The sequence below is a fragment of the Aquiflexum gelatinilyticum genome (assembly GCF_024813435.1).
In the GTDB taxonomy this organism is placed as follows: Bacteria; Bacteroidota; Bacteroidia; order Cytophagales; family Cyclobacteriaceae; genus Cognataquiflexum; species Cognataquiflexum gelatinilyticum.
Genome location: NZ_JANAEZ010000005.1, coordinates 40,186 through 53,533, shown reverse-complemented (window position 1 = coordinate 53,533; position 13,348 = coordinate 40,186). Strand labels below are relative to the sequence as shown.

The following is a 13,348-nucleotide window of genomic DNA, read 5'->3' as shown; positions in this document are numbered from 1 at the left end:
CGAAGCGGGCGAAGTAACAGTAGTTATGGGCAAGGCGCTTCTCTGAACTTCAAACTTTACTCAAATTTTCATGAACCATAGCCCATGGGTAAGAATGGGAACGATTAAGGAATTTCGGTCACGAGTTTTCTAAAAAGGAGAATTCTTAAAACCGAAATGGCCGGGATTGATTTCTTTATTTTTACTCTTTACATCGATCCCAATCTTCTATGTGTTTCATTCTTGTGTCACTTTTTGTCTTACCACAAAAAGTAACCAAAAAAGGCAAGAAATTTTAATCCTCCCTTACACAAACCCCCGCCGGCCCGGTAAAATTTCTTCCTCCCCACGGTTGTTCCATAAAAAGGTTAATTGAAAAGAATAAGATGCTTAAATATTCCTCCTTTCCTTTTCTCAATACCCCACCGCTGCTCCATCATCACTCGAAGAATCGGCAGCTCCAATAAAGACTTTAAGCTTGGGATCATAGGTGATTCCCATTAAGACACCGAGATTGTTGTAAGGAAATAGCCTATGTCCCATCTTCGTCAACGCATCACGGGTATCGGGGGACATCAAGTGCTTTTCATACACCAACCCATCCGGAAGCCATTGGTGGTGGATTTTCATGGCTTCGATGGCCTTGTCGATCCGCATGTTGTATTCCAGGACATTGAGGACTGTTTGAAACACCGTATTGATGATCGTCCTCCCTCCCGGGCTTCCGATGATCAGGTATGGTTTGCCGTCTTTGGCGACAATGGTCGGCGTCATGCTGGACAGCATCCGCTTTTCAGGTGCGATCAGATTTGGATTGGAACCGATCTGTCCGTCGCCGTTGGTCACTCCCGGCACGGGGTTGAAGTCTCCCATTTCATTGTTGAAGATGAAGCCGAGTTTGGCAGAACCCATCCCTACCCCATAGGAATTTTCGAGGGTATATGTCAGGGAGACGGCATTGCCCTCTTTGTCCACTACCGAAAAGTGCGTCGTGCTGCTTCCGTCATATAATTGTCCAAATTTCGAAGAGTCGCTGACGGAGGCTTTTTTGAGGTCAATATTCTCAAAACGTTTTTTGGCAAATTCCTTGGATGTCAATTTATCCAAAGGTATCTCAGGATTGAAATCAGGATCACCCAAATGCTCCGCACGATCGGCAAAAGCCCTTCGCATCGCTTCAGCTACCAAATGCACATAAGCCGTGGAATTGAATTCAATTTTTTGGAGGTCTGCCAGTTCCATCAGGTTCATCATCTCTATCAGGGCTACTCCACCCGAACTCGGTGGCGGCATCGAATAGATGTCGTAGCCTTTGTAGGTTCCTTTGATAGGTTTGCGCTCGATGGCTTTATATCTTGCCAAATCTTCCTTGGTGATGATTCCACCTTTGGCTTTCATGTAGGCTTCGATTTCTTCGGCAACTTCACCTTTGTAAAAGCCATCCTGACCTTTGTCCAGGATCAGTGAAAGGGTTTTGGCCAAGGCAGGCTGTGTCCAAAGCACTCCCGGTTGGATGATTTCACCGGCAGAATTGCGGAAATAATTGGTCATGATGTCATATGAATCATCCCAATCTTCCATATTCAGCGCAGCTTTATACAATCCCCAAGTCATGGGAAACCCTTTTTGAGCCAAATCAACAGCAGGCTGCACCAAATCCGGCCAAGGCAATTTCCCGTATTTTTGATGGGCTAGGTAAAGGCCTGCCACTGTACCGGGCACGCCAACGGCCTTTAAGCCATTGCTGTTCGCGTTTTCGATCAGGTTACCTGCGGCATCCTGAAACATGTCAGGTGTTGCTTTCAATGGTGCTTTTTCCCTAAAGTCAAAAGTCGTGACTTCCCCATCTGATTTCATCAAAACAATAAATCCTCCTCCACCGATATTGCCTGCCTCGGGATGTGTCACTGCCAAAGCAAATGCCGTGGCAATACTCGCATCGATGGCATTTCCTCCCTTTTTCAAAATGTCTATACCCACTTCAGAGGCAAGGACATTGTCAGAGACAACCATGCCGTTTTTGCCGTAGGTTTGGGCATGGAGGTGGAATGGAGTAAAAAAGAGGGAGGCTAACCAGAGGATTTGGAATATAATGGATTTGAAGTTTTTCATATTTGGGAAAGGCTATTTAGAATTTTCTTGTGCAACAGTTAAAACTCAGTTTCAAGGATAATAGTAACCATTGATTTCAATTTGGGTAAGTCTCTTTGGATGATCTCCCAAACAGCAGTCATTTTGATATTGAAATATTCATGGGAAATTAAAAAATAAACACAAAGAAAAAACAAAGTAGACAATCAATCTCTTAAAAATGGACTTCTGATCAAATACCAGAAAGTCTGCTTTCTTTCTTCATCGAATTCTTCCAATCCTAGTTTGACCTGCTCTGCAGGTTTGTATTTGTAAGTCCCGAAAATCCTGTCCCAAAGGATAAATATGTCGGCAAAATTCGAGTCGGTATAATGCTGATCCTGATCGTGGTGAATCTTGTGGAAGTTGGGCGTGGTGATCACCAATCCAATAGTTTTGTCCAACCAGGCAGGGAACTTTAAATTGGAATGCTCAATGACCAGAAAGGGAGTCAATACCAAAAAATACACTCCTATGGTAAACAGATCCAATCCGAAAATGGCCGACATCAAAATGGGTGCGCTTCCAAACCAGAAAAGGACTTCAATCGGATGGGATCGGAAATAATTGGATGAGTCCATGGTAGTATCACTGTGGTGAACCCTATGAAACCGCCAAAGTAGCGGGGAAAGATGGGAAATTCTATGGAACCAATAAGTACCTAAATCCAAGATCAAAATACCTAAAATCAGCTTCAGCCAAAGGGGGAATTCAAGCATATAGAACAATCCTATTTCATTTTGATTGAGCCATTCAATGCAGAAAACGAAGAAACCCGCCCAAAATAGGTTGCCGATCAGGAATACCACCTGAAACAGGAGGCTGTTCCAAAAATGCTTTCCCCTTTCTTTAAATGGAAATTGGGTACTGAGCACATGTTCCAAAGTAAAAAACAGTGCGATCAATCCGACTGCGATGTAATTGATGTCAATGCTAAGGAGGTATTCGAGGGTTTCCATTGCTCAGATCAGTTTCTTTTCAATTTTAGGCTTAAACTTTTGTCTAACAACAAAACTGTATGTAGCATCACATTGGCTCCGTTTGCCATTTCTGCAGGAGAGGAATATTCCTCTGGATTGTGGCTGATGCCGTCCTTGCTCGGGATAAAGACCAGTCCGATAGGTCCCAATTTTGCCATTTCCTGGACATCATGACCGGCACCGCTCTGCATGTTGATATGGGTAATCCCAAGAGATTTGGCTGCCTGAACCATTTTATCCTGAATTTCCTGACTTGCAAAGGTCGGAGTGGTCCCGAGGTTTAGATTTTCAAATTGGATTTTAGTATTGGTTTCTTTTTCGATCTGAGCGGCCCGCATTTGGATGTCGGCAAACATTCTCATGATTTTTTCTGAAGAAAGGTCACGCATCTGAAGGCTCATTTCCACTTTTCCCGGAATGATATTGGGAGCACCTGAAGGAACAGAGATTTTCCCCACACTCCCTACTTGCGCACCTTCATAGCTGTTGACTACCTCATTCACAGCCAATACCAATTTGGAAGCAGCGATCAATGCATCCTGCCGGTCGTTCATGGGCGTGCTTCCAGCATGGTTGGCCATCCCTGTGACAGTGATGTCCCAATCCTCAATACCAACAATGCCTTCAACAATGGCCACATCTATGCCGCGGCTTTCCAATACTTTGCTCTGCTCAATATGAATTTCTATAAAAGCTGCCAAGTCACCCTTTTTTCTGACGACCTCCTCCAGCCTATCCGGATTGCCTCCGATAGCCCTTATGCCTTCTTCCAAGGTGAGACCACTTGCACTCTTTTGGGACAAAGCTTCCCTGTTCAGGTTGCCTGACAAAGCCCTACTCCCTACCAATCCTCCTTCCTCGTTTTGGAAAATAATCAACTCCAAAGGATGCTCGGTTATGATGTTATTCTCATTCAGAACTTCGATGATTTCGAGAGCAGTGATGGAACCGTAAGCACCGTCATAGTTTCCGCCATTTGGAACCATATCGATGTGGGAACCAAAGGCAATGGGTTTTTTGGAAGAGTCCTTACCTGCCCTTTTTCCGATGATATTGCCCGCAAAGTCTAAGTGAACTTCAAGACCAGCCTTTCGCATCAGATCCATAAAGTAAGCCCTGCCGGCAATATCTCCCTGACTGTAAGCTACCCTTTGGCCTTCTCCTTTTTCATTTTTCCCAAACTCTGCCAATTCAAAAATCCGTTGTTCAATACGTTTCTCATTGACCTTGACTTGGGCAAATACTGAGAAAGCAAACAAAAACAAAATGCTTATCAGTAAAATTGATTTCATACTTATTGAATTTTTCATTTTCTCCAATGCTTTTATAGTCCGATTCAATTGAAAATCACCTTTTCAGAATCATTTGGATATCTCTTGACAATAGATACTGATTGAACTTCGGGATCTCCTCCTCTATCAGTCTTTTGTATTGGACCTGAATGTCATCCAGCTGTTTTCTGAAGACATTGTATACTTCCATTTGTTGGTTAGTTGGCCTGAAATCAGCTCCAAATCCGCCCGTATCGCTGGCCAAAGCACTGATTCTTCCATAGAGTTTCATCGGATTTCTAAAAGCATCTTCCCTTGCACCGGTAAGGTTGACATCAAATAATGCCCCTTCGACTTCCAAGATCTTTGCTTCAAGTTCCTTTGCTTTCAAAGCGATTTGTTCATCCTGATTTAGAAGTGTCAATTCCTCGAGTTCCTTGCGGATGATTTCGATCTCATTGATGGCAAGTACCACTTCGTTCATTGCCGCATTGAGTTTTAATGAGAACTCAACTTGCTTTTGAATATCATCTAAAGTACCGGCAGTGTTTGGGTCCTTGATGACCTTTCCTTTTTGACTGAAAGTTTGTCCATCAACAGTGATCCTGATTTCATACTCTCCGGGAATCACCCGAGGCCCAAATTGCCCACGATAAAGATCCAAATCCCAAGTCACTAGCGGTCTAAATTCCCTGCCCTCTAATTTTACCCAAGGTTTATCCTGAGGCGCTACCAATAATTTTGGTTGAAGTGTAGGTTCATGACGCAAATCCCACCAAACCCTGTTTACCCCTGAATCTTTCCTGCCATTGATGGTTCTGACTTGATTTCCGTCTTTATCAAAAATTTCCACCTTGACCTCTTTTGCCGGATTTTTCAAATAATAATTGATATCCATGCCATATGGGGGATTTGATCCTGTGGTCATGGTTCGGCCTTCTGTTTTGATTCCTTGTATTTCTTGAAATCGGTAGGCCGGCTGTTGATTGAAGAGATGTACCTCTTTTGCCAAAACCTCCTTATCCAATTCTTGTATTGCGCCAATATCATCCAAAATGTAGAATCCCCTGCCATATGTACCGATCACCATATCATTGAATTCCATTTGGATTGTCAACCAATAAATCGGTACCGGTGGTAGGTTATTTCTTAGTCTGAACCAGGTTTTGCCGTCATCCTTTGAAATGTAGAGTCCTTTATCCGTACCTGCATAAAGCATTCCTTTGACTTTTGGATCTTCACGAGCAACATGGACAAAGCTGGATTCTGAATGTTCTATTCCCTCGCTGATTTTTTCCCAGGTCTTGCCATAATCGGTGGTTTTGAAAATATAAGGATCAAAGTCTCCAAGCTGATGTGCATCAACTGTTATGTAGGCAGTTCCTTGCTGATGTCTTGATGGTTCAATGCTGGAAATTGTCCCAAGCTCAGGTTTTCCCATTATTTTTTCTGAGACATCTGTCCAGGTTTTGCCGCCGTCTCTGGTCAACTGAACCAAACCATCATTGCTTCCGGTCCAAATGAGTCCGTCTTCAATTTTAGATTCGGCAATGGCAAAAAGAACCGAGGCATCAAAAGTCATGAGGTTATCTGTCGCAATTCCTCCCGAAGACTGCTGATGGGATTTGTCATTTCGGGTGAGGTCCGGGCTGATGATTTTCCAGCTTTGCCCATAATCTTCTGTCATATGTACAAACTGACTTCCGACATAAACACGTTTGTGGTTATGAGGACTGATAAAAATCGGGAAGGACCAATGCCATCTGTAGCGCATGTCCTGCGGTGCCCAGCCATATCCTGCTTCCGGCCAAACCCGAACGTCTCGGGCATGTCCTGTTCGCATGTCGTATACCTGCAGTCCACCATCATAGCATCCCGACCAAACTATATGGTTGTCTACAGGGTCAGGGATAGCCCACCCACTCTCACATCCTCCGACAGCCTGCCAGAGTCCAAGCGGAATACTTCCTTGACGGCTATTGCTTGGGCCACGGTAAGAATAGCCATCCTGCCGGTTTCCATAGACATTGTAAGGAATCTGATTATCAGTCCATACATGGTACATCTGTGCATTGGGGAACACATGCTGCTTGTAGGATTCCTGTTTGTTCCAAGTCACCCCAAGCCCTCCATCATGCGCCACTAAAATCCGGTTTGGATTTAGCGGATCAACCCATATGTCATGGTTGTCTCCACCTGCCCGATAACCTGCGCTGGCCAGCGTTTTGCCACCGTCCTTGGAGGTGCTGAATTTTACCGAAGCAAAGTAAATTTCATCAGGATCATCTGTGGAAACTCTCAATTTGGTGTAATAAGGGGCCCGCTCATTGATGTCATGGTTGATCATGGTCAGTTCCCAAGTATCTCCACCATCAGTTGATTTCCAAAGCTGAGGACTATCCATTTCAAACAAGGCGTAAACGATATTTGGATTGCTGTAGGCAACGGCCACAGATGTTTTGCCCACAGGATTCCTTTCTCCACCCGGCAATCCTTTGTCTTTAAGTGCTTCCCATGTGGCTCCTCCGTCTTTACTTCTGTAGATTCCACCTCCGGCGCCTCCGCTGTTCAGCCCCCATGTTTTGATGTCAATTGACCAAAAGGCCGCAAATAGAATCTCGGGATTTTTGGGATTCAATGCCAAATCTACTGCGCCGGTTTGCTCATTTACAAAAAGTACTTGGTTCCAAGTTTTTCCTCCATCTGTGGTTTTATACACTCCTCTTTCTTTTTGTGGACCATATGTATGGCCCAAAGCAGCTACATAGACTATATCAGGGTTTTTCGGATCTACCACAATCTGCCCGATACGGGCCGTTTCTTTTAAACCCATGTATTGGAAAGTTTTCCCCGCATTATTGGATTTGTAAATCCCATTACCCATCGCATGTGCAGGACGGATTAGGAAAGTTTCCCCGGTACCTGCCCAGACCTGATTAGGGTCTGATGGCGCCAAAGCCAATGCAGAAACAGAAGATATATCCTGCTCATCAAAAATTGACCGCCATGTAGTCCCTCCATCTTCCGTTTTGAAAAGACCCCCTGACGCCATGCCTACATACATGACCATGAGGTTGTTGGGTTCGCCAACGGCAGCAATGGTACGGTTACCATCAGGTCCTATAAACCTAAAATCAAGCTGGTTCAAATGTCCGGCAAGATCGGCTTGCTGTGCAAAACCCAGCATAGGAAAAAGAAATAAACAGAGGAGAAAATGCTTAAAATGATTCATTTTTGGTGGTTTTCAATTGGTAGGTTCTAATACAATCTGAGTGCAATTTAACTTCATTCACAGAATTGAATATACCGGAATTTGAATTTAAAAGAAGAAGCATCCTCATTAATTTACATTTCGCATGGGAATAGAATTCCTATTGGATTGAATCTCCAGTGGTATGAATTCTTGTTTTACAAAATCAGAGATAGCTGAGCCACCATTTGTCCTTATTGCCCTGCTTGTAGCGGTCAAACTTTTTACAAATCGGATACAATACCAAAATCACTGAAATCCAGACAACATATACTACCCAAAGCGGAAATCCATAACCGGGAATCGGATTTTCGATTGCTCCCCATGCCGCCAAAACCATGTTCTTCTCCCAGACGAAACCCGTAAGCGTCACCAATCCGATAGCAATGAGATGAATTAGATAAATGTGGATGATGTAGAAAAAAAACGGAACCCTGCCGAAGGTGCAGATAAAATCCACTAGTTTTCCTTTCCATTTCTCCGAATTGGCCAAAAGGAGGAGTGTCCCTCCCAAAGTCATCAATAGAAACAAAAGTGAAGGCGGGTATTTGGTTGGATTCAGGAATGAAACCAGGTCCTGACCGGGTCTATCATACTGCTGAAACAGGATAGGATCTCCATAGACATTGGTCCACCTCAGCACAACAAAAAGAACAATAGCACCAATCCCGATCAAATTGAATGTCTTTCTCCTTTTTGAACTGTCCACTGATTTGTCGTAAAAGTCACCAAAGCAATAACCAAGGGACATCACAGCTATCCAAGGGATGATTGGATATCCTGCTATAAACATCAAATTTTCTGAAAGCATGAAAATATTGAGTTTGTGAAACATTGCCCATAATATAGAATCATCAAATTGGATATTGTCCAAAAGGTTATGTCCAAAAATCAGGATAAGGCTAAAAATCAAAATGACTTTACGGGGTAAGTAAACCAAACCCGCCAAGGCAATCATGCTGATTCCCAAGGACCAGATGACCTGTAAAAGAATGGTTCCAAAACTTAGATCAAAAAGCCACCCAAAATTGATCACAGTTAGCTCAATAAATACAAGCCAAAGTCCCCTTTTGAGAAGAAATCCCGATAATTCATTTTTTGGTTTTCTCTTGCCTATCATAAAAGCAGAAAGTCCTGCGAGAAAACTGAAAGCAGGCGCACAGAAGTGCGTGACCCAGCGGGTGAAGAAAATGGCCAAAGTTGTTTGTTCAGGGTCTGCCGCGTTGAATAGGAAAGCAGGGGCATGCACATAATCCCGCACATGGTCCAATGCCATGATGAGCATAGCAAGGCCTTTGACAAGATCGATAGAGGAGATTCTTTGGTTGGGGACAGAGATTGAATTCATTGATTATATTACTTTCTAAAGATTGATTTTTTTTAACAAAAGAATTGGACAGCAGTCGAGTGACCGTTGTCCAATTTGATCTATTCAGTTTATGATTCTATTTCTTAAACATCAACTCTCCAGCATCATAATCAGAAGGCTCCAAGCTGGTTAGATACAGGTATAGCGCCTCCAAATCTTCATCGGTCATTCTGGAAAAGGGTCCCCAATGCATCTGGGATATATTGATCAGCCTTCCCTGACGGAATCTTGCTTTCCATTCTTCTACAGTTTTGAATTTTGACAGAGCGCTGTTTGGATGGGGGGTAATGTTAGGGGTACGCATCCAGGTTTCAGGATCACCCCCTACAGCCAAAGCAAATTCAGGCCAAGGTTCAAATTCCATTCCACCGGCGTATTCAGGACCTATGGCTTCAAAAGTCATGGGGTCACGATTGGTATGACAGCCTACACAATTTGCCACATATCTAGCCACATATTCTCCCCTGGCTATGGTGGCTTCCATCGGAGGGGAGACCGGGGCCGGACTAGGGTCGGATATTGGTTGAAAAGAGCTTGCCAACACCCGAACTGCTTTTCCTACAAAAGTCCAATCATTATTGGGAACATCATTATTTACAGGCGCCATGGTTCTGAGGTAGGAAACCACCGCCACTAGGTCTTCATCTGCCATATTCCAAAAAGGCATCAATACAATTAGGGTACCTGTACCATCCGGTTTTACTACATGCCGCATCATCCTAAACATTTCCTTGTCCGAATACCTTGCTATACCTGTTTCCGAATCAGAAGTCAAATTCCTTGGGTACATGGTGCCGAGAGCGCCCATATTGAATGGCACACCTCCTTTAAGAGGGATTCTCTCACCCGCATCGGCCGCAATCATTTCCGCAACACTTCCCACATGGCAATTGGAACAATGGGCGGGACCATGAACGAGATATTTCCCCCTTTCGATTACTGTGGAATCAGTACTGACCTGAAGATCAGGATAGGAAATGTCATAGGTTTTATTCCAATTTAGTTGGACATAAAAAACAAATCCCCCAATGAATACTACCAAGAGAATAAGTGTTCCGAAAATGATTTTCTTTAACATAGCTGTTATATTAGTTATCCGGCTTATAATCAGAATGTTGCCACGACATCAGAACCCAATTCTTTTTTTGAGATGCATAAACGGCCGTAAATACGCCTTTGTATTCAAAAACATCTGAAGGATTCTTTTTTTGACTTATCTTTTGGTCGATCAGACCCGAAACTATTACAGTACCACCTGATTGATTTACTGTTAGATCTGAAAACTCATTTAAAACGGTCATCGTGGAGATTGCTTCCTTTATCTCGTTACGGCCCATTTTTTGGCCATTACCTGTAATAAACACAAAGCTTTCATCGGTATTTTCTAATGTAAACATCCGATCTTCAGTCTTAGCCATAAGTTCATGGAAGGTCTTTTCGGTAAAAGAACCTTGGGAATAGGCACTTAGTGTAAATGCCATAAGAATTGTTAGGATTGCTAAATTTTTCATTTTGGTTTTTATGGTTGCCTACTCTAAATCGGTTTTCGGCTTTCTCCTTTTAAATTAAATTAGCGGTACCCTTAAGGATATTCATAACTTCTAGTTTTTTAATACGATTCGGAAACGGGCTTTACCGGACTCCAGATGTTCTATCGCTTCATTGATTTTTGACATAGGATATTCTTCAGTAATCGGATAAATGTCATGTCTTACACAGAATTCCAACATGGTTCTAGTCAGGGCCGGACTGCCTAAAGGACTGCCTGCGACAGACTTCTCTCCCATAATCAAAGAAAAAGCAGGTATGGCCAAAGGTTCTAAAACCGCTCCTACATTGTGAAATTTTCCTTTAGGAGCTAAAACTGTCAGATAGGAATTCCAATCTAAAGTCACATTGGTCGTATTGAGAATAAAATTCAGACTTCCTGCGATTTTAGCAAGTTCTTCGGGATTAGTTGAATCCACAACCTTGGTCGCTCCCATTGCCATAATGGATGTCTTTTTATCAGGGTTGGAGCTAAAAGCGATAACTTCACAACCCCACTTGTTTAGAAATTTGAGTGCCATATGACCAAGACCTCCAATGCCAATGACTCCAACTTTGTCAGTCGCTTTGACTCCCGCGAGAATGATCGGATTAAACACGGTGATTCCCCCACAAAGCAATGGGCCGGCCTTATCCATATCGATTCCCTCAGGAAGCGGAATTGCCCAAGACCAATGGCTTCGGACATAGTCAGCAAAACCACCATGTCTCCCACCAATAGTGAATTCGGCAGAAGTGCAGAGATGATGTGCGCCATCCATACATTCATGACAGGACATGCAAGATCCAGAGAACCAACCCAAGCCGACTTTATCCCCGACTTTTACATTTTTGACAGCATTTCCTGCTGCTACCACTTCACCAATGATTTCATGTCCAGGGACAATTGGGTAGGCGGTCATTCCCCAGTCATTGTTCATCATGCTGAGATCTGAATGGCAGATTCCACAGTTGATAACCCTGATATCTACTTGCTCAGATCCTAATTCTCCCATTTCGTAAGTAAATGGCTTTAATTTTTCATGCGGCCCCGTTGCTGCAAAAGCTGATACTTTCATGTTTGTCTTTAGTTTAAAATGTGAACAAATTGTATATCAAATAATTAAAATTGAAAATTTTAGTATTTAATTGTAATTTCTTTGAAGCTTTCTTTATTTCTTATTCCACTGTAACACTACTTCTGTAATCAGAAGCGGAATGACCCATGAAACCCATATCATCGTTGGGCCTCTTTCGATGAAATTCCCCATTTCGACGAAATAGGGAGTGCTGTTCAGCCAACGGAATAGCACAAAAGCAAATGTCACCACATAGCTTCTGACCATCCATTCCTTGTGTAAGTTGATCCGACGCAGCAAAATAAATCGAAATGCCATTCCGGTAGTCAGAAACCAAGCCATGGCAAGAACTATCAAAGAAATCGCCCATGACAAATGGATGGCCATTCCGGTAGTCAGCGCAAGAGCAACAGAACTGACCGTTCCGATCAAAATTCCGATTAAGTATAACTTTCCCATCCATCGGTGGACTTTAAGGTACCTGTTTCTAAACCCCGCCCAAAACTGGAATGGGCCTAATACCAAGGCGAGCAAACCGCCTGTGATATGCCCGATCAGCGGCCATTTCATCCTCCAGAACCTGCCATACACTTCTTCATCAAATCCGAAATAGGGTAAAGCTTCCACCAGGACAAATTTTCCGGCGAAAACGATAAGAAAACCCCAAGCCAAAAGGCTTAGCCAAGTTTTGGGTTTTTCGGGGATAAGGGTGAGGGTTTTTGCCATGGTTTCAATAAAGGGGTTATTGGTTTTTTTTCTAATATTATAAATTCACACTAGTCAGGAATAAGGTTTGTTTCACTAATTCAAGGCATCACTTAACTTTTTGGTATCTACATATTGTTGAAAGGCAACTACTTTCCCGTCTTTCAATGTCCAGAAATGGGCCACTTGGGCATTGTAATGCTTTCCATTCTTGCCTTTGGCATCATAGCGTAAAGTGGCCAATACTTTATCGTTTAACATTTCGTGAAGCTCGATATCCTCCAAATTGAAAAACTCATGTTCCTGCATTATCCGGCCAAAAACCCCGTTCAAGACCGATTCAGGTCCTATGTATGGATTGCGGTCTGCATAGGCATTGCCTTCGGCTTCATTCCAGACTATGTTAGCATCCATGGCACCAAGGACTTCAGGAATATCACCCACAGCAAAGGCTTTGTAAAGTCCATCTATGACCGCCCTGTTTTGGGTTGCATTTTTTAAATCATTTTCAATTGTATTCATAAGATCCTTTTTGTTGTTTATTGATTTTTTTAATTCTCTTTATGCGCTTCCAATTCGATTTCGATCAGGAATTCAGGCAAAGCCAAGCCTTTGACTTCCAACCAGGAACCTGTAGGAAAATGTTGGGTATAGATGGAATTTCGGTAAGCTGCATGTTCTAAAAATGCCGACATATCTGTGGTAAAAACATTTTCAACCACTACATCGTCAAAGGTGCAGCCAAAGTGCTTTAAAACTTTGTCAAGATCGGAATAGCAGTTTTTCATCTGTTGGAAAAAATCGCCCACAGCGGTAGGCGCACCTTCATCATCCATGCTGACGGCACCTGATACTTTGATACTGTTACTAATCTTGACAGCATGGCTATAGCCGTAGGCTTTTTCGATTTCAGGTCTCAAACTGAAAAATTCAGGTTTTTCTGTTTTCATATCACTTTATCTTGGTAACAGCACAGAATTTACTTTTTGATTTTAGATAAATAAAACCATCAGGGACGAAGCACTCGATTTTATGTCCTAAGCCATGGTTTTATTACC

At 43.0% G+C, this 13,348-nt stretch carries 12 protein-coding genes; all 12 read right to left on the bottom strand.

The window, feature by feature from the left end; genetic code table 11:
• Positions 1 to 393: 393 nt before the first annotated feature.
• The 12 genes from ggt to NK987_RS12320 all read right to left on the bottom strand — a co-directional run bounded on the left by ggt (position 394) and on the right by NK987_RS12320 (position 13,240).
• Positions 394 to 2,091: a gamma-glutamyltransferase gene (gene ggt, locus NK987_RS12370; protein ID WP_259264087.1), complete on the bottom strand. Its 1,698-nt coding sequence runs from the start codon at positions 2,089 to 2,091 to the stop codon at positions 394 to 396.
• Positions 2,092 to 2,129: 38 nt separating this feature from the next.
• A complete protein-coding gene (locus NK987_RS21480; protein WP_420841181.1) occupies positions 2,130 to 2,267 on the bottom strand; it encodes a HepT-like ribonuclease domain-containing protein in 138 nt (45 codons plus the stop codon).
• A gap of 9 nt (positions 2,268 to 2,276) precedes the next feature.
• On the bottom strand, positions 2,277 to 3,068 hold the full coding sequence (locus tag NK987_RS12365; protein WP_259264086.1) for a sterol desaturase family protein: 792 nt from the start codon (positions 3,066 to 3,068) through the stop codon (positions 2,277 to 2,279).
• A gap of 8 nt (positions 3,069 to 3,076) precedes the next feature.
• Complete coding sequence (locus NK987_RS12360; RefSeq protein WP_259264085.1) at positions 3,077 to 4,381, bottom strand: M20 family metallo-hydrolase; 1,305 nt, start codon at positions 4,379 to 4,381, stop codon at positions 3,077 to 3,079.
• A gap of 55 nt (positions 4,382 to 4,436) precedes the next feature.
• Positions 4,437 to 7,592: a VPS10 domain-containing protein gene (locus tag NK987_RS12355; RefSeq protein WP_259264084.1), complete on the bottom strand. Its 3,156-nt coding sequence runs from the start codon at positions 7,590 to 7,592 to the stop codon at positions 4,437 to 4,439.
• A gap of 184 nt (positions 7,593 to 7,776) precedes the next feature.
• Entirely contained in the window at positions 7,777 to 8,958 is a 1,182-nt protein-coding gene (locus tag NK987_RS12350; RefSeq protein ID WP_259264083.1) for an acetyltransferase domain-containing protein, read from the bottom strand.
• A 97-nt stretch (positions 8,959 to 9,055) separates the two neighbouring features.
• Positions 9,056 to 10,057 (bottom strand): c-type cytochrome, encoded by a 1,002-nt coding sequence (locus tag NK987_RS12345; protein ID WP_259264082.1) that lies wholly within the window; start codon positions 10,055 to 10,057, stop codon positions 9,056 to 9,058.
• A gap of 10 nt (positions 10,058 to 10,067) precedes the next feature.
• Positions 10,068 to 10,490: a hypothetical protein gene (locus NK987_RS12340; RefSeq protein ID WP_259264081.1), complete on the bottom strand. Its 423-nt coding sequence runs from the start codon at positions 10,488 to 10,490 to the stop codon at positions 10,068 to 10,070.
• Positions 10,491 to 10,580: 90 nt separating this feature from the next.
• Positions 10,581 to 11,585 (bottom strand): NADPH-dependent aldehyde reductase Ahr, encoded by a 1,005-nt coding sequence (gene ahr, locus NK987_RS12335; RefSeq protein ID WP_259264080.1) that lies wholly within the window; start codon positions 11,583 to 11,585, stop codon positions 10,581 to 10,583.
• A gap of 93 nt (positions 11,586 to 11,678) precedes the next feature.
• Entirely contained in the window at positions 11,679 to 12,311 is a 633-nt protein-coding gene (locus tag NK987_RS12330; RefSeq protein WP_259264079.1) for a DUF2306 domain-containing protein, read from the bottom strand.
• Between the two features lie 75 nt (positions 12,312 to 12,386).
• The gene (locus NK987_RS12325; protein WP_259264078.1) at positions 12,387 to 12,812 is read right to left on the bottom strand and encodes a nuclear transport factor 2 family protein; all 426 of its coding nucleotides are present in this window, start codon (positions 12,810 to 12,812) and stop codon (positions 12,387 to 12,389) included.
• Positions 12,813 to 12,841: 29 nt separating this feature from the next.
• A complete protein-coding gene (locus NK987_RS12320) occupies positions 12,842 to 13,240 on the bottom strand; it encodes a RidA family protein (protein WP_259264077.1) in 399 nt (132 codons plus the stop codon).
• Positions 13,241 to 13,348: the final 108 nt, after the last annotated feature.